Raw genomic sequence first — 21,411 nt, forward strand, 5'->3', positions numbered from 1 at the left:
GCCATGCTCGCCGACAAGGATCGCATCTTCACCAATATCTACGGGTTCCAGCCGTGGAACCTGAAATCCGCGCAGGCGCGCGGTGATTGGGACAATACCAAAGCACTGATGGCCGCGGGGCAGGACGCGATTATCGAGACCGTCAAGGCGTCGGGTCTGCGCGGCCGCGGCGGCGCTGGTTTCCCGACCGGCCTGAAATGGTCGTTCATGCCGAAGGAACCGCGCGCTGACCGCCCGAGCTTCCTCGTCATCAACGCCGACGAATCCGAACCGGGTTCGTGCAAGGACCGCGAAATCATCCGCCACGATCCACACAAGCTAATTGAGGGTGCGCTGATTGCCGGCTTCGCGATGCGTGCACGCGCGGCGTATATTTACATCCGCGGCGAATTCATCCGCGAGGCCGAAACGCTCTTCGCCGCTGTGCAGGAAGCCTACGACGCCGGCCTGCTCGGCAAGAATGCCGCGAAATCGGGTTACGACTTCGACGTCTTCGTCCACCGCGGCGCCGGCGCATATATCTGCGGTGAAGAAACCGCGATGATCGAAAGCCTCGAGGGCAAGAAGGGCCAGCCGCGCCTGAAACCGCCGTTCCCGGCGGGTGCAGGCCTCTATGGCTGCCCGACGACGGTGAACAATGTCGAAAGCATTGCGGTCGTCCCGACGATCCTGCGCCGCGGCGCGCCGTGGTTTTCGAGCTTCGGGCGCGAGAATAACAAGGGCACCAAGCTCTTCCAGATCAGCGGCCATGTGAACACACCGTGCGTCGTCGAGGAAGAGATGAGCATCACCTTCCGTGAGTTGATCGAAAAGCATTGCGGCGGCATTCGCGGCGGCTGGGACAATCTCCTCGCCGTGATCCCCGGCGGTTCGTCGGTTCCGCTCGTTCCGGCGGCCGAAATCATGGACTGCCCGATGGATTTTGACGGCCTCAAAGCCGTCGGCTCGGGCCTCGGTACGGCTGCTGCGATCGTCATGGACAAGTCGACAGACGTCGTTCAGGCGATCAGCCGCATCAGCTATTTCTACAAGCATGAAAGCTGCGGCCAATGCACCCCGTGCCGCGAAGGCACCGGCTGGATGTGGCGCGTTATGGAGCGGCTGCGCACCGGCGACGCCGACATTAGCGAAATCGACACGTTGTACGACGTCACCAAGCAGGTCGAAGGGCATACCATCTGCGCGCTCGGCGATGCAGCGGCTTGGCCGATCCAGGGCCTGATCAAGCATTTCCGCCCCGAAATCGAACGCCGCATTCGCGAGAATGGCGACGCGCTGGAGGCAGCCGAATAATGCCTAAAGTTACCGTAGATGGTGTAGAGCTCGACGTCCCGCAGGGCGCGACCGTTCTGCAGGCGTGCGAAATCGCGGGGAAGGAAATTCCGCGTTTCTGCTACCACGAACGCCTATCGATCGCCGGCAATTGCCGCATGTGCCTCGTCGAAGTGTCGCCCGGCCCGCCGAAGCCGCAGGCTTCGTGCGCGCTGCCGACCGCCGAAGGGCAGGTGATCAAGACCGATAGCCCGATGGTCAAGAAGGCGCGCGAGGGGGTGATGGAGTTCCTGCTCATCAATCACCCGCTCGACTGCCCGATCTGCGATCAGGGCGGCGAGTGTGACTTGCAGGACCAGTCGGTCGCCTATGGCCGTGGCGCCACGCGCTATGACGAGAATAAGCGCGCGGTCACCGAAAAATATATGGGTCCGATCGTCAAGACGGTGATGACCCGCTGCATCCAGTGCACGCGCTGTGTCCGCTTTGCGGAGGAAGTCGCGGGCGTGGAAGATGTCGGCGCGATTTATCGCGGCGAGAATATGCAGATCACGTCGTACCTCGAACGCGCGGTAGGCAGCGAATTGTCGGGCAATATCGTCGATCTCTGCCCGGTCGGCGCGCTGACCAGCAAACCCTATGCGTTCGAAGCGCGTCCGTGGGAGCTGACCAAGACGCTTGGCATCGACATGATGGACGCGATCGGCACCAATGTCCGCATCGACGCGCGCGGCCGTCAGGTCCTGCGCGTGCTGCCGCGCGTCAACGACGATGTGAACGAGGAATGGGCGAGCGACAAGACGCGGCACCATGTCGACGGCCTCGTCCGTCGCCGCCTCGACCAGCCCTATGTTCGCGTGAACGGCGCGCTTCAGCCCGCCAGCTGGGCCGAGGCCTTTGCCGCCATTGCAGCGGTCAAGGCCGGTTCGTCGGTTGCTGCAATCGCGGGCGACCTCGCCGATTGCGAGACGATGTTCGCGGCGAAATCGCTGGTGAATGCGCTCGGCGGCACCCTGCTCGAAGGACGCCAGACCGGCCTCGACTATGACGTCACCAGCCTGTCGGCGGTGAATTTCAACACCGGCATCGCCGAGGCTGAAAATGCCGACGTGATCCTGCTCGTCGGCACCAACCTTCGCTGGGAAGCGCCGCTGATCAACACGCGTATCCGCAAGGCGGTGTGGAAGAAGGGCGCAAAGGTCTTCGCGATCGGCCCCGAAACCGACCTGACGTACAAGGCCGAGTGGCTGGGCGACGACGCTTCGCTCGTTTCGAAGCTGCCAGCGCATGTTCTCGACGCGCTCAAGGGCGCCGAACGGCCGATGCTGATCTTCGGCGGCGGCGCTTTGTCGGTGCCCGGCGTCCACGGCGCGGGCCTTGCGCTCGCCAAGTCGGTGAATGCGGTCAAGGACGGCTGGAACGGCTATAATGTCGTCCATTTCTCGGCCGCGCGCATGGGGTCGCTGATGCTGGGCTATGGCCTGCCTAGCGGCATCAAGGACGTCATTGCGGCGAAGCCGAAGCTCGCTTTCTTCCTCGGCGCCGACGAGGTCGATTTCGCGGCGCTTCCCGACACGTTCAAGGTCTATGTCGGCCATCATGGTGACAAGGGCGCGCATGCGGCCGACGTTATCCTGCCGGCAGCGGCGTGGACCGAAAAGGACTTCACCACGGTCAATACCGAGGGCCGCGTCCAGCGCAGCGAAAAGGCGGTGTTCGCACCTGGCGACGCGCGCGAGGACTGGAGCATTTTCCGGGCTTTGGCCGATGCATTGGGTGTGTCAGTCGGCTTCGACAGCTTCGCGCAATGCCGTGCGGCGATGATCGCGGCAGTGCCCGCGCTCGGCGTCGAAGGGCTTGCCGATTATGGCTGGTCGGTTCCGAAGCTGGCTGCAAAGCCCGAGGCCCGTGCGATCCCGTCGCCGATCAAAGATTTCTACCTCACCAACGCCATCTGTCGCGCGTCGCCGACGATGCAGCGCTGCTCGGAAGAGCTGGTCCATGGCGTCGATTTTGCGGAGGCCGCGGAATGAACCCGGTACATGCCATTGCTGGCGTCCTGATGGCGGGGATGGGCTTTGCCGTCTGGCGCGGATTCAACCCGCGCAAGTCGGAAAAGCCCGGGCCGCATAATGGCTGGCGGAACCAGGACGGGGCGCGGAAATGACCGAGACTTTCATCTCCTGGGGCATGTCACCCGACTGGGCATGGGGTGTCGCGACGATCGCGGGCATCCTGCTGATCGCACTGCCGCTGATGCTCAGCGTCGCGATGATCATCTATGCCGACCGCAAGATCTGGGCGGCGATTGCGCTGCGCCGTGGTCCGAACGTCGTCGGCCCCTTTGGACTGCTGCAGAGCTTCGCCGACGGCCTGAAAGTGTTCCTGCAGGAAACGATCATCCCGACGGGCGCAAACCGCGGGCTGTTCCTGATCGCGCCGATCATCACCTTCACGGTGGCGCTGCTCGCGTGGGCGGTGATCCCGTTCAATTCGGGCGCGGTGCTCGCCGACATCAATGTCGGACTGCTCTACATCCTCGCGATCTCGTCGCTCGGCGTGTATGGTGTGATCCTGTCCGGCTGGGCTTCGAACTCCAAATATCCTTTCTTTTCTGCGATGCGCGCATCGGCGCAGATGATTTCCTATGAAGTGTCAATCGGGTTCATCCTGATCGGCGTCGTGCTCTTCGCCGACAGCTTCAACATGAACGAGATCGTCAAAGCGCAGCAGGGGCACGGGCTTGGTATCGTCAACGCCTTCGGCTTCAACCTGCTGCTCTTCCCGCTCGCAGTGATGTTCCTGATCTCGTCGCTCGCCGAAACCGCGCGCGCGCCGTTCGATCTGACCGAAGCCGAAAGCGAGCTGGTCGCGGGGTATCAGACCGAATATTCGTCGATGGCGTTCGCACTTTTCTGGCTCGGCGAATATGCCAACGTCCTCTTGATGTGCACGCTCAACGCCGTGCTGTTCTGGGGTGGCTGGCTGCCGCCGCTGAATATCGACCTGATCCCGTGGTTCGATATCCCGGGCTGGGTATGGCTGTTCGGCAAGATCCTGTTCTTCTTCTTCGTCTTCAGCTGGGTCAAGGCGACCGTTCCGCGCTACCGCTATGACCAACTGATGCGGCTGGGCTGGAAAGTCTTTCTCCCGATTTCGCTGATCTGGATCTTCCTGATCTCCGGCTATCTGATGCTGACGAGGTACTCATGAGCACCATCGCCCACCTGATCAAAAGCTTCACCTTGTGGGAGTTTGTGAAGGCGCACGCCCTCACGCTGAAATATTTCTTCAAGCCGAAGGCGACGATCAACTATCCGTTCGAAAAGAACCCGCTGAGCCCGCGTTTCCGCGGCGAGCATGCGTTGCGCCGTTATCCGAATGGCGAGGAACGCTGCATCGCGTGCAAGTTGTGCGAAGCGGTGTGCCCGGCGCAGGCGATCACGATCGAAGCCGAGCCGCGCGAAGACGGTTCGCGCCGCACGACGCGCTACGACATCGACATGACCAAATGCATTTATTGCGGCTTCTGTCAGGAAGCGTGCCCGGTCGATGCGGTGGTCGAGGGACCGAACTTCGAATTCGCGACCGAAACGCGCGAAGAACTGCTTTATGACAAGGCCAAACTGCTCGCCAATGGCGACAAATGGGAACGCGCGATCGCGGCAAATCTTGCCGCTGACGCGCCCTATCGGTAAGGGCGCGCGCACATGATTCAACTCTTCGCCTTTTACCTGTTCGCGACCCTCGTCATTGCGTCGGCAGCGATGGTCATTTTCGCGCGCAACCCGGTCCACAGCGTCATGTGGCTGATCCTCGCCTTCTTCAACGCGGCGGGACTGATGCTGCTTGCGGGGGCCGAGTTCATCGCAATGCTGCTCGTCATCGTCTATGTCGGCGCGGTCGCGGTCCTGTTCCTGTTCGTCGTGATGATGCTCAACATCGATTTCGCCGAGCTGCGCGCCGGTTTCGTGCGCTATCTGCCGCTCGGCGCGCTCGTCGCGATCATCCTCGTTGCCGAACTGATCTTCGCCGTCGGCGCGTGGAGTGCTGGCGGGATCGATCTGGCTGCGCGCGCCGCGCCGGCGGTAACCGACAAGAGCAATATCCAGCAGATCGGCGAACTGCTCTACACGCGCTATATCTTCCTGTTCGAGGCGGCGGGCATCGTCCTGCTCGTCGCGATGATCGGCGCGATCGTGCTGACGCATCGCCAGCGTGGCGGGGTGCGCACCCAGAATATCTCGGCGCAGAACCAGCGCCGTCCGCAGGACGCGACGCGGCTTGTCGATCCGGGCGTCGGGCAGGGGATGGAATTGTGATTTCGGTCGGCCACTATCTTGCCGTTTCGGCGGTGCTCTTCACGCTCGGCGTGCTTGGCATCTTCATCAACCGCAAGAATATCATCGTCATCCTGATGTCCGTCGAACTCATTTTGCTGGCGGTGAACGTCAATCTCGTCGCCTTCAGCGCCGCGCTCGGCGATCTCGTCGGACAGGTCTTTGCGATGTTCGTGTTGACGGTGGCCGCAGGTGAAGCCGCGATCGGGCTCGCTATCATCGTTATTTATTTCCGCGGCCGCGGCACCATTGCCGTCGACGATGCCAACCGGATGAAGGGGTAAGCCGGTGATCCAGGCGATCGTTTTTCTGCCGCTCTTGGCGGCACTTATCGCAGGGCTCGGCCAGCGGGCCATCGGTCCCTTTGCGTCGAAAATCCTGACCACGGGCGCGCTGTTCACCAGCTGCGCGCTCAGCTGGCCGATCTTCCTGTCGTTCGTGACGGGCAGCGGCGAAGCGACCGTGACTCCGGTGTTGCACTGGGTTTCGTCGGGTGCGCTCCAGTTCAACTGGGAATTGCGCGTCGATACGCTGACCGCGGTGATGCTCGTCGTGATCACGACAGTGTCGGCTCTCGTCCACCTCTATAGCTGGGGCTATATGGAGGAAGACCCGGATCAGCCGCGCTTCTTCGCCTATCTCTCGCTCTTCACCTTCGCGATGCTGATGCTCGTGACCGCGAACAACCTCGTCCAGATGTTCTTCGGCTGGGAAGGCGTCGGTCTCGCGTCGTATCTCCTCATCGGTTTCTGGTACAAGAAACCGAGCGCCAACGCCGCCGCGATCAAGGCATTCGTCGTCAACCGCGTCGGCGACCTTGGCTTCATGCTCGGCATCTTCGGTACCTTCCTCGTCTTCGGCACCGTCTCGATCCCCGAGATCCTTGCTGCTGCGCCAGGCATGGCGGGTTCGACCATCAGCTTCATGGGGATGCGTCTCGACACGATGACGATCCTCTGCTTGCTGCTGTTCATCGGTGCGATGGGCAAGTCGGCGCAGCTCGGGCTGCACACCTGGCTTCCCGACGCGATGGAAGGCCCGACCCCGGTGTCGGCGCTGATCCATGCCGCGACGATGGTTACTGCGGGCGTCTTCATGGTCTGTCGTCTGTCACCCATGTTCGAAACCGCACCGGTCGCACAGGGCGTTGTGATGTTCGTCGGCGCCGCGACCTGTTTCTTTGCTGCAACCGTCGCGACGACCCAGTGGGACATCAAGCGCGTCATCGCCTATTCGACCTGCTCGCAGCTCGGCTACATGTTCTTCGCCGCCGGCGCCGGCGCTTATGGCGCCGCGATGTTCCATCTGTTCACGCACGCCTTTTTCAAGGCGCTGCTGTTCCTCGGTGCCGGTTCGGTCATCCACGCGATGCATCATGAACAGGACATGCGCTATTATGGCGCGCTGCGGAAACAGATCCCGATCACCTATTGGGCGATGATGCTCGGCACGCTGGCGATCACGGGTGTCGGTATCGCAGGCGTCGCAGGCTTTGCCGGCTTCTATTCGAAGGACGGCATCCTCGAGGCTGCTTTTGCGAGCGGCGGCGGCGGCGTGGTGGCCTTCTGGGTCGGCATTTTCGTGGCGTTCCTCACCAGCTTCTATTCGTGGCGCCTCGTGTTCCTGACCTTCTATGGCAAGGCGCGCTGGGAACAGAGCGAGCATATCCAGCACGCGGTTCACGATGGTCACGGCCATGACGATCATGCGCACGCGGCGCACGACGATCATCATCACCATGACGCACACAGCGACGGCACTGCGGGCTATCATCCGCACGAAAGCCCGATCACGATGCTGATCCCGCTGGTCGTGCTGTCGGTCGGTGCCGTGTTTGCGGGCATCGCCTTCCACCACCAGTTCATCTACCCCGAAGAGGGGATGGCGTTCTGGAACGGCAGCCTCGCGTTCGACGCGCATCTGATGCACGCCGCGCATGAAGTGCCCTTGTGGGTGAAGTGGACGCCGTTCACGGTGATGGCGATCGGCCTGTTCCTCGCGTGGAACAGCTATATCCGCAACACCAGTCTGCCGGCGCGCTTCGTGGCGCAGTTCAAGCTGCTCCACCAGTTCCTGTACAATAAATGGTATTTCGACGAGCTCTATAACATCCTTTTCGTGAAGCCCGCCTTCGCGATCGGCCGCTTCTTCTGGAAGCGCGGGGATGAAGGCACCATCGACCGCTTCGGTCCCGATGGCGCCGCGGCGCTCGTTGCTGGGGGGACCCGTCTCGCGGTCCGGCTGCAATCGGGTTATGTTTATGGATATGCGTTTGTGATGCTGCTCGGTCTTGTCGGCCTCGCCAGCTGGGCCATGGTGAATTTCCTGTGAGCGGTTTCCCGATCCTTTCGCTGATGCTGGCGGTCCCTGCGATCGCTGCCATCGTCTGCCTGTTCGCGGGCGACAAGACGGCGCGCTGGGTTGCTCTCGGCGCGACGCTGGCGACTTTCGTCCTCGGCTGTGTCTTGTGGGCGCAGTTCGATATCGGCGGTGCGCAGTGGCAGTTCACCGAACGCGCCGACCTGTTCGGCCGTTTCCAGTGGGCGCTCGGCATCGACGGCATGGCGCTGATGCTCATCATGCTCAGCGTCTTCCTGATGCCGCTCTGCATCCTGGCAAGCTGGGACGCGATCAAACAGCGCGTCGGGCTGTACATGGCGATGTTCCTGATCATGGAAGTCATCATGATCGGCGTGTTCTGCGCGCAGGATCTGTTGCTGTTCTACATCTTCTTCGAAGCCGGCCTGATCCCGATGTATTTCATCATCGGCATCTGGGGCGGCGCGAACCGCAAATATGCGGCGTTCAAATTCTTCCTCTACACGCTGCTCGGTTCGGTGCTGATGCTCATCGCGATGATCGCAATGATCGCAGAGGCCGGAACGACCGATATCCCGACGCTGCTGAACTATGATTTCCCGGTTCAGATGCAGACGTGGCTGTGGCTCGCCTTCTTCGCCAGCCTTGCGGTCAAGATGCCGATGTGGCCTGTCCACACCTGGCTTCCCGACGCGCACGTGCAGGCACCGACGGCAGGCTCGATGATCCTTGCCGGCGTGCTGCTGAAGCTTGGGGCTTATGGCTTCATCCGCTTCATGATGCCGATGTTCCCCGATGCCTCGGCGCAGCTGATGTGGATCGTCTTCGGTCTGTCGATGGTCGCGGTGGTCTATACCAGCCTTGTCGCGCTGGTGCAGAGCGACATGAAGAAGCTGATCGCTTATTCGTCGGTCGCGCACATGGCGATCGTCACCGCGGGCCTGTTCGCGTTCAACCAACAGGGCATCGAAGGCGCACTGATCATCATGCTCAGCCATGGTGTCGTGTCGGCCGCGCTCTTCTTCTGCGTCGGTGTGATCTATGACCGGCTCCACACGCGCGAGATCGACCGTTACGGCGGCCTCGCGGTGAACATGCCGGCCTATGCCCTCTTCTTCATGCTGTTCACGATGGCGTCGATCGGCCTGCCGGGGACCAGCGGTTTCGTCGGCGAATTCCTGAGCCTCGCGGGCATCTATGAGGCCTCGAGCTGGGTCGCCTTCGTCTGCACCACCGGGATCATCCTCGGCGCCGCGTATATGCTCTATCTCTATCGCCGCGTTGTATTCGGCGAACTCACCAAGGACGATGTAAAGGCGATGCCCGATCTCAACCGCCGCGAATGGGCAGTCCTCGCGCCTCTGGCCGCTGTGGCGCTGTGGATGGGCGTTTATCCCGAAAGCTTCCTCGCGCCGATGCGCGGTGACGTGACCACGGTTGTCGCACGCCTCGCTCCGGCGAAGCCGGCAGGAGACGCGCATCTCGCCGCCGGTAAGCCGAAGCCTGCCAAGGCACATGGTGAAACCGCCCACGGATCGAGCCATGCGGGAGGCATCCAATGACCGCCGACCTGATGCTCATCTGGCCCGAACTGATCCTAACGATCGGCGGGCTCATTACGCTGATGCTCGGGACCTTCTTCGGTGACCGCAATGTCGGCCTCTATCAGCTCAGCTCGCTGCTGACGCTTGCCGCCGCCGCGGCGGCGGTTGTGGCGCTGTTCGGCGTCGATGCGACCGTCTTCTCGGGCACGCTGTCGGTCGATAGTTTCGGCGGTTTCGCCAAGCTGCTGATCTATGCTGCGAGTTTCATCTGCATCATCATCGCGCCGCGTTTCTTTAACGGCGGCATGCGCGCCGAATATCCGACCCTGATCCTGTTCGCCGCACTTGGCATGGGCATCATGGCCTCGTCGCGCGACCTGATGACGCTTTATGTCGGGCTCGAACTCAACAGCCTCGCGGCCTATGTGCTCGCCAGCTTCATGCGGACCGACGAGCGGTCGACCGAAGCCGGCCTCAAATATTTCGTTCTTGGCGCGCTGGCGTCGGGCATGCTGCTCTATGGTATCTCGCTGCTTTACGGCTTCACCGGCACCACCGATTTCTCGGGGATCGCAAAGGTGATGGGCGGCGAGCTCAACATCGGGCTGATCTTCGGTATCGTGTTCGTGCTGGCGGGCCTTGGCTTCAAGATCAGCGCCGTGCCGTTCCACATGTGGACCCCCGACGTCTATGAAGGCGCACCGACCCCGGTGACGACCTTCTTTGCGACGGCCCCGAAGGTGGCGGCGATGGCGTTGATGACGCGCGTCGTGATCGATGCGATGGGCCCCGCAGTCGGCGCGTGGCAGCAGATCATCATCTTCCTCGCGCTTGCTTCGATCATCCTCGGCGCGGTCGGTGCGATCGGGCAGAAGAACATCAAGCGCCTGCTCGCTTATTCGTCGATCAACAATGTCGGCTTCATGCTCATCGGCCTTGCTGCGGGAACGCAGCAGGGGGTTGAGGGCGTGCTGACCTATCTGCTCGTCTATATGGTGACGACGCTCGGCGCTTTCCTTGTCGTGCTGCAATTGCGCGACCCCGAAGGCAATCCGGTCGAAAGCATCCCCGCGATGGCGGGATTGTCGCAACGCCGCCCCGGCCTTGCGGCTGCGATGGCGGTGTTCCTGTTCAGCCTCGCCGGCATCCCGCCGCTGTTCGGCTTCTGGCCGAAATATCTGGTGTTCGAGGCGGCCGTGAACGCGAACCTCGTGCCGCTTGCGGTTGCGGGCATCGTCGCATCGGTGATCGGCGCTTTCTATTATATCGCGATCATCAAGACGATGTACTTCGACGATAAGTCGGACACCGAAATCCCGGCGGGCGGCGGCGTGATCGTCGAGGATGCGGTGATCACCGCCAGCGCGCTCTGGCTCTCGGTCATCGGCTATCTCTTCATCCCTGTGCTGGCGGTCGTTTCGGCCAGCGCCGCAGCGGTGCTGTTCTGATACCGCCGATAGAGCGGATCGCGCAGACAGGTTCGACCAACGCCGACCTGCTGGCGCGGCTGGCAGGCGGCGAGCATGTCGGTGAGGGGCATTGGCTGGTCGCCGACCGCCAGACCGCCGGGCGCGGGCGGCTGGGCCGCGCGTGGGGCGACGGGTACGGCAATTTCATGGGGTCGACGGTGGTGCACCTGACCGCGGGCGATCCGTCGCCGGCGGGCCTGTCGCTCGTCGCCGGCGTCGCGCTGGCGAAAGCCGTCGCGACGCTGGCGCCCGGTGTCGACGCCCGGCTGAAATGGCCGAACGACCTGCTGATCGAGGGCGTCAAATGCACCGGCATCCTGCTCGAACGCGCAGGCGACAGCATCGTCATCGGCATGGGGGTCAATCTGATCTCGGCACCCGAATTGCCCGATCGCCCAACCGTCTGTTTTGCCGACAAGGGCGTGGTCATCGACCGTGATCGCTTTGCTGAAGTGCTGGCGATCGCGTTGACCGATGCGCTGTGGACGTGGCGGCACGAAGGGATCGACCGGATCACGGCCGCCTGGACGGCGCAGGCGCACCCGATCGGGACGCCGCTGCGCGTGTCCGAGCAGGGGATCGATGGAACATTCGACGGCCTCGCACCCGACGGGGCGCTGCGCTTGCGCCGCGACGGGGGAGAGGTCATGCTGATCCACGCGGGCGATGTCGAACTGCAACGCCCCGTGACGGAAGGAAATTGACCGTGCTGCTCGCGATCGATGTCGGCAACACCAATGCCAAATTCGCGCTGTTCCGGGATACCGAACTGCTGGCGCGCTGGCGCATCGCGACCGACGACCGCCGGACCGCCGACGAATATATGGTATGGCTCGACCAGCTGATGCGGATCGAGGGGCACGACCGTACCGGTGTCGAAGCGGTGATCATTTCGACCGTCGTGCCGCGTGCGCTCCACAATCTTCAGCTGCTTGCGGTCAAATATTTCGGCGTCGACGCGCTGGTCGCGGGCCGTGCGCCGGTGACGTGGGGCATTGCGCTGAAAGTCGACGAGCCGCAGTCGGTCGGCGCCGACCGCGCGGTCAACGCCATTTCGGCGCAGGCGGTCGAGCCGGGCAAGGACAAGCTCGTCATCAGCTTCGGCACCGCGACGACGCTCGACCATATCGGCCCCGACGGCGCCTATCTGGGCGGCATCATCGCGCCGGGCGTCAATCTCTCGCTCGAAGCGCTCGTCGCCGCCGCCGCCAAGCTGCCGCGTATCGCGATCGAAGCGCCGGCAACGAACAGCGTTATCGGGCGTACCACCGAAAGCCAGATGCTGATCGGCGTCTATTGGGGCTATGTATCCATGATGGAAGGCCTAATAGGGCGTATGAAATCCGAAATCGGCAAACCTCTCACCGTCATCGCGACGGGCGGCCTCGCGACGCTTTTTCAGGAACAAGCGCATCTGTTCGACCGGATCGAGCCCGATCTGACGCTGAACGGCCTGATGCACCTCTATAACCAACGGAGTGCAAACGCATGACCGTTCCCGGCAAGGAGTTGCTCTTCCTCGCGCTCGGCGGATCGGGCGAGATCGGCATGAACGCCAATCTTTATGGCTGCGACGGCAAATGGATCATGCTCGATCTCGGCGTGACCTTTGGCACGCATGACTATCCCGGCATCGACATCATCATGCCCGACCTCGAATTTATCGAGGACCGCAAGAAGGATCTGCTCGGTATCGTGCTGACCCACGGGCACGAGGATCATATCGGTGCGTTGCCCTACCTCGCCGCCGAACTGGGCGTGCCGCTCTATGCCAACCGTTTCACCGCGGGGCTGATCGCCGGCAAGCTGATCGAGGAGGGATTGGAAAAGCAGGTCAAGGTTCATGTCGTCGATATCGACGCCAAGTTCCAGCTCGGCCCGTTCGGTATCCGTTTCCTGCCGCTCGCGCACTCGATCCTCGAGATGAGTGCGGCCGTGATCGACACTCCCTATGGCCGCGTGTTTCACACCGGCGACTGGAAGCTCGACGACGATCCGGTACTGGGAACCCCGTCGTCGGCGGCGGCGCTCACGGCGCTTGGTGACGAAGGGATCGATGTGCTGGTCGGCGATTCGACCAACGCATTCAATCCCGAGGCGTCGGGCAGCGAAGGCGGGCTGTTCGATGGCCTGTTGACTGCTGTCGGCGCGGCAAAGGGAAGGGTGATCGTCACGACCTTCGCCTCCAACGCCGCGCGGCTGAAGACGCTTGGCGAAGTCGCGAAGGCGACGGGGCGCACCCTGTGCGTCGCAGGTCGCTCGCTCGACCGGATTCTCGGCGTCGCGCGCTCGGTCGGTTACCTCAAGGATTTTCCGCCGACGGTCGATTTCGACGAAGCAATGCGGCTTCCGCGGAACAAGGTCATGGTGATCGCGACCGGGGGGCAGGGCGAACCCCGTGCCGCGCTGGCGCGCATGGCCGCCGATGGCCACCAGATCAAGCTCGAAGCGGGCGATACGGTCGTTTTCTCGTCGAAGCAAATCCCGGGCAACGAGGTCGCAATCGGGCGGATCATGAACCAGCTCGCGGCAAAGGATGTGCTGACGGTTACCGAGAAGCAGGCGCATATCCATGTCAGCGGCCATCCCGGGCAGCCCGAACTGGCTGCGCTTTACGGCTGGCTGCGGCCCAAGCTTGTCGTGCCCGTGCATGGCGAGATCCGCCACATGCACGAACAGGCGCGTTTTGCGCTCGAACGCGGCGTGCCGGATGCCCTGATCCAGGAGAATGGTGACCTCGTCCGCTTGGCGCCCGGACCTGCGAAGATCATCGAGCGCGTTCATTCGGGCCGCCTGATCCTCGACGGCGACGTGATCCTGCCCGCCGATGGCGAGACGATCAACGAACGGCGCAAGCTCGCGCTGAACGGTCACATCACCGTTGCCGTCATCTTTACCGGCAAGCGCTTTGCCGAGGCCGCCGTGAGCTATCGGGGCGTCCCGGTCGAGGATGAGCGCGAAATCTTCATCGACGAGATGCGCGAAGCCGCCGGGAAAGCCGCGACCGCTCCCACCAAGGAGCAGGAGAAAATGCGCGAGGCCATCCGGCTCAGCGTGCGGCGTGTCGCAACCGACTGGACGGGAAAAAAGCCTGTCGTTGATGTCATGCTTGTCCAGATCTGAACGGATAATCGAAAATGAAATGGACCTCGGCGCTCGCCATCTATCTGCTGTTCTGGGCGTTCAGCGCCTTTTTTGTGCTGCCCTTCCATGGACGACGGTCCAGCGATGACGCAACGCCGCTGGTGCGGGGACAAGAACCCGGCGCACCCGCAGTCGTTCGCCCCAAGCGCATCCTGTTGCAGATGACGATCGCCGCGACGATCACTTTCGCTCTCTATTACATCGCTTATGTGAACGGCTGGGCCGACCCCGACGTGCTGAGCGGGCGGACCTAACCCCACTGGTGCGGTAATATTCCAAAGTTCAGGAAAGTTCAGCCCTCTGCATCGCCCGATTTGGGCCTCGCGGCGGGCTGGACGCGCCTGATCCCCCCCCCACCATGGCTGCATCCGCAAGCGGGGCAGCGAACGCCATTATCTACCAAATGAAAGAGCCGAAATGAAGGCTGACACAGCAGGATAATGTAGGAAAGGCCTATTTGAAGGCGGTGCCAGTTTAGGGGTGGGAAGCGGTCGTCCCGTACCTCGGCGAAGGCCGGGGTCCAGTGCGTCGGACCGCTAGCGTCGCTGTAATAGGCTCTCGACCCCGGCCTTCGCCGGGGTGCGGCAATTATCGGTCATAAGACGCATTCGTCATCCCGGATCAAGTCCGGGATAACGAGAAAGGAAGGCCCGCAATCGGTCGAAAGCCGCCCTAGCAATCCGTTATTTCAAACGCCGCCTACCCCCTCAACCGATCGATCGCCTGCGCCAGCGCGACATACAGCTTGCCGATATCCGACGACAGCAGGGTGACGCTGATCGCCGATCCGTCGCGTGCGCCGATGAGCAGGCGCAGCATTGCCTCGAAGTCGTGGATGAACTGATTTACCGAAGCGTGGAAACCATCGTCGGCCTGGTAGAGGCGCAGGATTTCCTTGGCCTCGCTATTTTCGACCAGTTTGACCGCGCGCCGCGCGAACACGCCGCGGTCGCCCTTCAGATATGCGTCCCACGCGGTGTCGCTGACTTCGCTCGACAGGATCTTGGTGACGTCGATCGCCGTCGATTTCAGCGCCTCGGTGAGCAGCCCAACCTGCTTAGCGAGCGAATCGCGATCCGACGCAGCGATGGCCTGTTCGGCTTCACTCACGCGCTGCTCGACGCTCGCGCTGGTGTCCATGATCGTGATCAGCTGACGCATCAGCCTATCTGCGGCACCATTGGCGGCGGCGACCGCACGCGCCGAGGCGTCCTCGATCGCGTTCAATTGCGCCATGATCTCGTTCTTGAAGGCGGAGTCGATTGCACCGGTCGCGGTCGCTCGCATTGCATCGCGCGCGCCCGACACCAGCGTCTCGAGCGTGAGGCGCGCCTCGTCAGCGGCGGAGTCTGCGGTCGCTCGAACTTCGCCCAACGTCGCAATCATGCGGGCGCCGCCCTGCTCGGCAAATTCGTCGGCGCCGTCGCGCAGTTTGGTAAGTGCCGCCTCGGCGTCGGCAAGCGACGTATTGATGCGATCGACCAGCGCCTGCTGGCTTGCCGCATGACCGGTCATTTGCTCTTCGTTCGATTTGAGCGTCGTCTGGACAGCGTTGACGTGCGACATCGTCGACTGCGCAACCAGTTCGGAGGCATCGAGCATCGGGCGGAGCTGCGCCAGCGCGGTCTGCGTCGTCTTGCCGTGCAGGGTGATGCGGTCGAGCGCATGCGGGAGCGTTTCGTCGAGTTCGCGCGTCACAGCGTCGAGTGCCAGCAACAGCGATTCGGCATGGGTGATGAGCTGGTGCGCCGAAGCGTTGCCCGTCTGCACTTCCTGCATGAAGGCGCCAAGCTGCGCCTTGGTGTCGTTGATCGCGCGGCCGATGACCCCGGTGCTCGCGCTCACGCTGACGTCGAGAACCTCAAGTTGCTCGCCGACCTCGGTGACGTGCGCGGTGATTCGCGAGGCAAGCGCATCGCTGGCATCGGCATGCTCCGCGAGCTGTGCGCCCATGGCGTCGCCCGCATCGCGTGCAGCAGCCAGTTTCGAGTCCATCTGGGCCGCGGCGGCATCGACGCCTTCGCGAAACTGCCGCCAGCTGTCGCCCATCTGGCCCGTCATGGCCGCGACGGTCAACGCCATGTCGTCGCGTGCCGACGCGGCAGCGCTGGTCATATCGGCAAGCGCGGCTTTCTGCGCGCCGGCGACCTGGGTGGAGGCCGCGAGCAGCTCCGATTCAGTTTCCTTCGTCTGTTCCTGCAACGCGACGATGGCTTCGAGCATGGTCGCGGTTGATTCGGTTCCGGCCTGGGCCGCCTTCGCCGCTTCCTCACCGAGGGCTGCGAGCCTGGCTTCGAGATTTGCGCCCTGCTGATGCGCGACGAGCCCGGCTTCGCGGAAATTGACCGCCAGCCGTTGCGCGACATCGTCGATGCGTGGCAGGCCGGCGAGAAGCCCGTCCATTCGCTGCAATGCGACATCGCCGGACCGCGCGAGCTGATCGTGGGCATTGGCAATGATCGATGCGTTGCCAGCGAGCTTGTCGCTGCTCTCATTGAGCCGCATTACGGCATCGAGGCCGAGCTGCTGGACGGTCCTCGCCTGCTCGCCGAGTTGCTTTTGCGCATCGGCGAGATGCAGCCCCAACGAATGCATCGACTGGTTCAAAGCCATATTCTCTTCGCGAAGCGCCGTCGCAACACGGGCAAAGCGCGCCTGTTCGGACCGGCCCGAACGCAGCAAGGCCATCCACAGCACCGCCAACAGCGTTAGCGGCATCGCGATTGTCGCGACCAGCCCGGGCCAATCGGTCAGGGCGGGGCCACGCGCAAAGCCATCGGTCGCGACCGTCAGTGCAAATCCGGTCCAGCCGACCGCGAGAAGAAGGAGCAGGGCCGGTGCGATCCGGCGGTTCCCTGTGGACGGGGCATGCGGCGCTTCGTCGATCTCTCCCGGAGCGAGTGAGGACATGTCGAGCCAATTCCGTTCAGCAGGCGCCTCGCTGCCGGGCGCAAGCACAGTTTCAGGCGCAGCCACCTCTGCCGGTGCTACGCTGTCGGTTGCCTGGATTTCCGCGGAATCCCGCCACAATCCAACGATTTTTTTTTCCCCCGTCATCCCGACATCTTAGCATCAAATGGCCGCCATGAAACGGAAACTTAACCACAAGCTGCCAATCCTGTGGAATGTCTTTCGACAGTGGCCCCCTCGACCGTTATCTCAGCGCTGCGTTCGGTGACGATCCGGCGATGGCGATGGATCTGCGCGGCGCCTTTACCGGCGGCGCGCGCGAGCTTGCCGATCTGATGCGCCGCGCACGATGCGACGCGAACTGGGAGATGGCGGCGCTTCGTTTGAAGGGACTCTCGGCGACCTTTGGCATTATCCCGCTGATCGAGCTGGCCGAGGAGGCGATGGCCGGTGCGCCGGGCGATCCAGCCGTGTTGCGTCAGATCAACCAGGCCATCGACAACATCGCCTGACCGGACCCACCGCCGACCCGCGGGCATGGCGGTAACCCGGGTTCAATTCCGGTTCAGCCGCTTTCTTCCAATCAAATATCGATACCGGCTGTCTTGCCTTGGCAACGCGACGGGTTTAGCCGCGTTTGTGACGCGCGGCCGAACCTGTATGCGTAGGGGAAGGCGGCCGAGTTCAGAGGAGAGATTTCAATGTTCAACCGTTTTCGCTCGATGCCCGCAACGGCGATGGCTGCCGTGCTGGGCTGCGCGCTGATGGCGACCGCGGCTCCGGCTGCCGCCCAGAAGAAAGAAAAGCCGAAAAAGGAAGAAGCGGCCAAGGGCAAAGGCCTGTCCGCCAGCAAGGCATTCGGTCCTGCGCTCAAGAAAATGACCGATGCGAGTGCCGCGAAGGACGCCGCGACGTTGCAGGCGGCTTTGGCCGAGGGGCAGGCGAGTGCAACCTCGCCCGACGACAAATATCTCATCGGTTTTTACCAGCTTCAGCTCGGCATTCTGAACAAGGATCAGGCCGCGCAGGGGCAGGGACTCGACGTGATGCTGGATTCGGGGCTGACGCCGCCGGAAAATCTCGCCGTCTACAGCTTCTTCTCGGGCAACTTTGCTTATGCGGCGAAGGATTATCCGAAGGCGATCAAGCGGCTGGAAGCCGCGCGCGCGGCGGGTTCGACCGAGCCCAATGTGCCGGTGCTGCTGATGGATAGCTATTTGAGCTCGGGGCAGATCGATCAGGGCATCACGATCGCCAAGGCCGGCATCGAGGCCAGCCGTGCGGCCGGGCAGCGTCCGTCGGATGAGCTTTATGTCCGTCCGATCAAGGCTCTGCAGGCCGCCAAGCGGAACGACGAAATGCTCAGCCTGATGACTTTGCGTTTGCGCGACTTCAGTGTGCCGACGGTCTGGCGTCAGACTTTGTTCTCTGTTCTTCAGGCCGCCCCGAATGTGGGGACACCGAAAGAACAGGAATCTGTCACGCTCGATGTTATGCGCCTGATGCGTGCGGCAGGCGCCATGACGGAACGCCTTGAGTATGACGAATATAGCGCTCTTGCGGCCAGCGACGGTCTGCCGGGCGAAGCCGTCGCGGTCATTGTAGAAGGCGAGCGGAAGGGGGTATTCACCAATACCGACGCGAAGCTGCAGCCCCGCCGCGATGATCAGAAGGCGCGTGCAGGCAATGAAGCATCGACCATCGTGGCATATGCCAAGCAGCCTTCGACGCTGACCAACCCCAAGACGGCGGGCGCGACCGGCGATGCGCTGGTCGGCTATGGCCACTACGCCGAAGCGATTCCGCTCTATCAGGCAGCGGCCAAGGGCGCAGCGGACAAGGATATGTGGACGTACCGGCTCGGTGTCGCCCAGGCGTTGTCGGGCGACAAGGCCGCCGCCAAGGCTAGCTTTGCCCTGGTGACCGGCCCCCGCAAGCGGTTGGCCGACCTCTGGGTGGTCAAGCTGGATACGCCCGCAGCGGCTCCGGCGGCCGCCCCGGCGGCTCCCGCGACCAACTGATCATCCCTCGCATACGAGAAAAGGGCGTCATCCGTTCAGGATGGCGCCCTTTCTTATGTCTGGCCCGAATTCTCAGGGCTCGACGGGAATTCCTGCCAGCTGCTTGGCGGTGCGAATCGTCAGCGACGTTTTCACGCTGGTGACGTTCGGTGCGGAGGTGAGGTGCGCAGTCAGGAACGATTGGAAGCTTTGCAGGTCGCGTGCGACCACCTTCAGCAAAAAGTCGATCTCGCCGTTGAGCATATAGCATTCGCGGACCTCGGCGAGTCCGCCGACATAATCCTCGAACGCTTTCAGGTCGGATTCGGCCTGGCTGCGCAGGCTGACCATTGCAAAGACGGTAATGCCATAGCCGAGCTTCGCGGCGTCGAGATCGGCATGATAGGATCGGATGACCCCCGATTCTTCGAGCGCCCGCACCCGGCGCAGGCAGGGAGGGGCTGTTAGCCCCACCATCTGTGCCAGTTCGACATTCGTCATCCGCCCGTTTTTTTGCAGTTCGCCCAGTATCTGCAAATCAATCTGATCGAATTTCTGACTCGCCATCATTGAAACATCCGTTTTCCAAAGCTGCGATGACCATAATAATATTTCAGGCGATTGCAATTGTCCCACAATGCGACGTGGAAGGTTAAGGCACTTTCATGACCGGATGATTCACGCTAGCCGGTAAGCATACGGTAACCAACGACTGAGGGTGTGGGGCTGACTTCGCGTGACTGCTGACTCGATGATTGCGACCATCTTGCGCCAAGCGCCTGCGGACCGCCGTGCGAGCATTACAGCGTGGCGGCAACTCTCCGATATTCTGGCGCAGCGCGGCAATCAACTGGGTGACGACGATATTCGCCGCAGTCTGCATGCGTTGGCCGTGTTGCGGCCACGGGTCCCCGAATCCGTCCGCCGTGACTGCGCGCGGGCGATCGCCCGCCACGGCCGTTTCGCCCCGCTGGTCGCGTTGTACGCCAACGATGTTCCGGCGGTCTCGGCCATCATGCTGCGTGACGCGCGGCTCGCCGAAACCGACTGGCTGGCACTGCTGCCTGCGACCAGCGCGATGGCGCGATCGGTGCTGGCGGGGCGGACCGATTTGCCGCGCGGTGTCTATCGCGCGCTTGCAAGCCTTGGCAGTGCATCGGTTGCCTTGCCTCAGCCCGAAGCGGTGATCGAAGAAATGGCCGCTGAAGAGGACGCGTTCGCGCCTCGGGAAGAGGTGCACGAGGTCGCCCCGGAGGGCGGCCCGAGCCAGATCAGCGAACTTGTCCGGCGGATCGACAAATATCAGTCTGCCCGCAGCCAGCCGGTCGCCTCGCGCACGCCGCGCGCCGCCTTCCTGTTCGAGACCAATCCCGACGGCGTGATCCATTGGGTCGATGGTGTGACCCGCGGCGCGGTGATCGGCCTCTCGATCGCCGAGGCAGCCTTTGGCGGCGAACCCGGCACCGATGGCGTCGCCGCCGGCGCGTTTCGCCAGCGCGCCGAGATCATCAACGCCCGCATGTTGCTGGAAGGTATGCCCGCCGAGGCCGGTGAATGGCGTTTTTCCGCGCTACCCTGGTTCGATCCGGCAACCGGACAGTTTCGCGGTTATCGCGCGAGCGCCCGCCGGCCGCAGCGCAATGAAATGCCGTACGGCCGACCGGTGGCTGAAGATTCGGGCGACTCGATCCGCCAGCTGATTCACGAGCTTCGCAGCCCGCTGAATGCCATTTCCGGTTTCGCGCAGATTATCTCGGGACAGATGTTCGGGCCCGTCAGCCACAGCTATCGCTCTATGGCCGAAACGATCGTCGCCGACGCCGCTTCGGTTCAGGCGATCATTGACGATCTGGAAACCGCGGCGCGGAACGGGCCTGCCGGTGCGAACGAGGCGACGGACGAGGTTGTCGACATCGGCGCGGTCGTGACGCAGGTCGAAAGCGACCTCGCCGCGTTGCTCGCCGATCAGCGCGTCGACCTCAGCATCTCGCGCGTCGGCGGACCGTTCATGGGCCTCGTCAGCGATGCCAATGTCCGGCGGATGATCGGCCGCTTGTTGACCGCGCTCGTCGATGTGTCGGAGCCGGGCGCCATCTTGGTGGGACAGCTGGTTACCGAGTCGCGGCACGACGACATGCTGCAATTGCGCATCGTCCGCCCCGCGACTATCCGCTTTGCGACCGCCGCGGATCTGCTCGACCCGGGTTTCAGCCCCGAAGGCGAAGCGCCCGGCGCCGCGGTGCTCAGCCTCGGCTTTTCGCTGCGTCTTGTCGACAGCCTCGCGCGCGGCACCGGCGGACGGCTCGATATCGGGCATAACGCCTTGACCTTGCACCTGCCCTCCGCCAACTCGAAGGCTGAAGTCGAGCTGGAAGCCCAGCAAGGCGAATAGGCCATACGGGCCGGGGCGAAG

19 protein-coding genes are annotated in these 21,411 nt (G+C 62.9%); 17 read left to right on the forward strand and 2 right to left on the reverse strand.

Annotated elements, in window-relative coordinates:
- The first annotated feature begins 3 nt into the window (after positions 1 to 3).
- The 14 genes from nuoF to AC07NV_RS20525 are packed head-to-tail and all read left to right on the forward strand — an operon-like array spanning position 4 to position 14,342.
- Positions 4 to 1,293 (forward strand): NADH-quinone oxidoreductase subunit NuoF, encoded by a 1,290-nt coding sequence (gene nuoF, locus AC07NV_RS20460; RefSeq protein ID WP_495168230.1) that lies wholly within the window; start codon positions 4 to 6, stop codon positions 1,291 to 1,293.
- Positions 1,293 to 3,305 carry an NADH-quinone oxidoreductase subunit NuoG gene (gene nuoG / locus AC07NV_RS20465; RefSeq protein ID WP_495168231.1) on the forward strand — a complete coding sequence of 671 codons (2,013 nt, stop codon included), beginning with the start codon at positions 1,293 to 1,295 and terminating at the stop codon, positions 3,303 to 3,305. Before nuoF ends, nuoG begins: the two co-directional genes overlap by 1 nt.
- Entirely contained in the window at positions 3,302 to 3,439 is a 138-nt protein-coding gene (locus AC07NV_RS20470) for a hypothetical protein (RefSeq protein WP_495168232.1), read from the forward strand. Before nuoG ends, AC07NV_RS20470 begins: the two co-directional genes overlap by 4 nt.
- Positions 3,436 to 4,485, forward strand: coding sequence for an NADH-quinone oxidoreductase subunit NuoH (gene nuoH, locus AC07NV_RS20475; RefSeq protein WP_495168233.1), 1,050 nt, complete (start codon positions 3,436 to 3,438; stop codon positions 4,483 to 4,485). Before AC07NV_RS20470 ends, nuoH begins: the two co-directional genes overlap by 4 nt.
- Positions 4,482 to 4,970 carry an NADH-quinone oxidoreductase subunit NuoI gene (gene nuoI, locus AC07NV_RS20480; protein ID WP_037510831.1) on the forward strand — a complete coding sequence of 163 codons (489 nt, stop codon included), beginning with the start codon at positions 4,482 to 4,484 and terminating at the stop codon, positions 4,968 to 4,970. The genes nuoH and nuoI overlap by 4 nt, the downstream gene beginning before the upstream one ends.
- A gap of 12 nt (positions 4,971 to 4,982) precedes the next feature.
- Positions 4,983 to 5,594, forward strand: coding sequence for an NADH-quinone oxidoreductase subunit J (locus AC07NV_RS20485; protein WP_495168234.1), 612 nt, complete (start codon positions 4,983 to 4,985; stop codon positions 5,592 to 5,594).
- On the forward strand, positions 5,591 to 5,896 hold the full coding sequence (gene nuoK, locus AC07NV_RS20490) for an NADH-quinone oxidoreductase subunit NuoK (protein ID WP_495168235.1): 306 nt from the start codon (positions 5,591 to 5,593) through the stop codon (positions 5,894 to 5,896). Before AC07NV_RS20485 ends, nuoK begins: the two co-directional genes overlap by 4 nt.
- Positions 5,897 to 5,900: 4 nt before the next feature.
- Positions 5,901 to 7,943 carry an NADH-quinone oxidoreductase subunit L gene (gene nuoL, locus AC07NV_RS20495; RefSeq protein ID WP_495168236.1) on the forward strand — a complete coding sequence of 681 codons (2,043 nt, stop codon included), beginning with the start codon at positions 5,901 to 5,903 and terminating at the stop codon, positions 7,941 to 7,943.
- Positions 7,940 to 9,493, forward strand: a complete 1,554-nt coding sequence (locus AC07NV_RS20500; RefSeq protein WP_495168237.1) for an NADH-quinone oxidoreductase subunit M — start codon at positions 7,940 to 7,942, stop codon at positions 9,491 to 9,493. Before nuoL ends, AC07NV_RS20500 begins: the two co-directional genes overlap by 4 nt.
- Positions 9,490 to 10,923: an NADH-quinone oxidoreductase subunit NuoN gene (nuoN, locus tag AC07NV_RS20505; protein WP_495168238.1), complete on the forward strand. Its 1,434-nt coding sequence runs from the start codon at positions 9,490 to 9,492 to the stop codon at positions 10,921 to 10,923. The genes AC07NV_RS20500 and nuoN overlap by 4 nt, the downstream gene beginning before the upstream one ends.
- Before the next feature lie 17 nt (positions 10,924 to 10,940).
- The gene (locus AC07NV_RS20510) at positions 10,941 to 11,648 is read left to right on the forward strand and encodes a biotin--[acetyl-CoA-carboxylase] ligase (protein WP_495168282.1); all 708 of its coding nucleotides are present in this window, start codon (positions 10,941 to 10,943) and stop codon (positions 11,646 to 11,648) included.
- 2 nt (positions 11,649 to 11,650) lie between these two features.
- Entirely contained in the window at positions 11,651 to 12,436 is a 786-nt protein-coding gene (locus AC07NV_RS20515) for a type III pantothenate kinase (RefSeq protein WP_495168239.1), read from the forward strand.
- Positions 12,433 to 14,067 (forward strand): ribonuclease J, encoded by a 1,635-nt coding sequence (locus AC07NV_RS20520; RefSeq protein WP_495168240.1) that lies wholly within the window; start codon positions 12,433 to 12,435, stop codon positions 14,065 to 14,067. Before AC07NV_RS20515 ends, AC07NV_RS20520 begins: the two co-directional genes overlap by 4 nt.
- A gap of 14 nt (positions 14,068 to 14,081) precedes the next feature.
- Positions 14,082 to 14,342 (forward strand): DUF1467 family protein, encoded by a 261-nt coding sequence (locus tag AC07NV_RS20525; RefSeq protein ID WP_495168241.1) that lies wholly within the window; start codon positions 14,082 to 14,084, stop codon positions 14,340 to 14,342.
- A gap of 445 nt (positions 14,343 to 14,787) precedes the next feature.
- Here AC07NV_RS20525 and AC07NV_RS20530 read toward each other — a convergent pair whose 3' ends face one another.
- Entirely contained in the window at positions 14,788 to 16,998 is a 2,211-nt protein-coding gene (locus tag AC07NV_RS20530; RefSeq protein ID WP_495168242.1) for a coiled-coil domain-containing protein, read from the reverse strand.
- 215 nt (positions 16,999 to 17,213) lie between these two features.
- Here AC07NV_RS20530 and AC07NV_RS20535 point away from each other — a divergent pair, with 215 nt between their 5' ends.
- Together AC07NV_RS20535 and AC07NV_RS20540 are read left to right on the forward strand one after the other, a co-directional pair.
- Entirely contained in the window at positions 17,214 to 17,510 is a 297-nt protein-coding gene (locus tag AC07NV_RS20535) for an Hpt domain-containing protein (protein ID WP_495168243.1), read from the forward strand.
- Positions 17,511 to 17,699: 189 nt separating this feature from the next.
- On the forward strand, positions 17,700 to 19,019 hold the full coding sequence (locus AC07NV_RS20540; protein ID WP_495168244.1) for a tetratricopeptide repeat protein: 1,320 nt from the start codon (positions 17,700 to 17,702) through the stop codon (positions 19,017 to 19,019).
- Positions 19,020 to 19,091: 72 nt separating this feature from the next.
- On the opposite strand, the gene AC07NV_RS20545 is transcribed toward AC07NV_RS20540, so the two are convergent.
- Positions 19,092 to 19,565 (reverse strand): Lrp/AsnC family transcriptional regulator, encoded by a 474-nt coding sequence (locus AC07NV_RS20545; RefSeq protein WP_192645538.1) that lies wholly within the window; start codon positions 19,563 to 19,565, stop codon positions 19,092 to 19,094.
- A 199-nt stretch (positions 19,566 to 19,764) separates the two neighbouring features.
- Between AC07NV_RS20545 and AC07NV_RS20550 the strand changes: the two genes are divergently transcribed.
- Positions 19,765 to 21,390, forward strand: coding sequence for a histidine kinase dimerization/phospho-acceptor domain-containing protein (locus AC07NV_RS20550; protein ID WP_495168245.1), 1,626 nt, complete (start codon positions 19,765 to 19,767; stop codon positions 21,388 to 21,390).
- Positions 21,391 to 21,411 lie beyond the last annotated feature (21 nt).

The organism is Sphingopyxis sp. GW821-FHT10B01, from assembly GCF_059415685.1.

Bases quoted from the DNA above. Each gene is read 5' to 3' on its own strand.
- AC07NV_RS20545 (WP_192645538.1), bottom strand. From the start codon at position 19,565: ATGGCGAGTCAGAAATTCGATCAGATTGATTTGCAGATACTGGGCGAA.
- nuoG (WP_495168231.1), top strand. From the start codon at position 1,293: ATGCCTAAAGTTACCGTAGATGGTGTAGAGCTCGACGTCCCGCAGGGC.
- nuoN (WP_495168238.1), top strand. From the start codon at position 9,490: ATGACCGCCGACCTGATGCTCATCTGGCCCGAACTGATCCTAACGATC.
- AC07NV_RS20530 (WP_495168242.1), bottom strand. From the start codon at position 16,998: ATGTCCTCACTCGCTCCGGGAGAGATCGACGAAGCGCCGCATGCCCCG.
- nuoI (WP_037510831.1), top strand. From the start codon at position 4,482: ATGAGCACCATCGCCCACCTGATCAAAAGCTTCACCTTGTGGGAGTTT.
- AC07NV_RS20520 (WP_495168240.1), top strand. From the start codon at position 12,433: ATGACCGTTCCCGGCAAGGAGTTGCTCTTCCTCGCGCTCGGCGGATCG.
- AC07NV_RS20470 (WP_495168232.1), top strand. From the start codon at position 3,302: ATGAACCCGGTACATGCCATTGCTGGCGTCCTGATGGCGGGGATGGGC.
- AC07NV_RS20525 (WP_495168241.1), top strand. From the start codon at position 14,082: ATGAAATGGACCTCGGCGCTCGCCATCTATCTGCTGTTCTGGGCGTTC.
- AC07NV_RS20535 (WP_495168243.1), top strand. From the start codon at position 17,214: ATGTCTTTCGACAGTGGCCCCCTCGACCGTTATCTCAGCGCTGCGTTC.
- AC07NV_RS20540 (WP_495168244.1), top strand. From the start codon at position 17,700: ATGTTCAACCGTTTTCGCTCGATGCCCGCAACGGCGATGGCTGCCGTG.
- AC07NV_RS20485 (WP_495168234.1), top strand. From the start codon at position 4,983: ATGATTCAACTCTTCGCCTTTTACCTGTTCGCGACCCTCGTCATTGCG.
- nuoF (WP_495168230.1), top strand. From the start codon at position 4: ATGCTCGCCGACAAGGATCGCATCTTCACCAATATCTACGGGTTCCAG.
- nuoH (WP_495168233.1), top strand. From the start codon at position 3,436: ATGACCGAGACTTTCATCTCCTGGGGCATGTCACCCGACTGGGCATGG.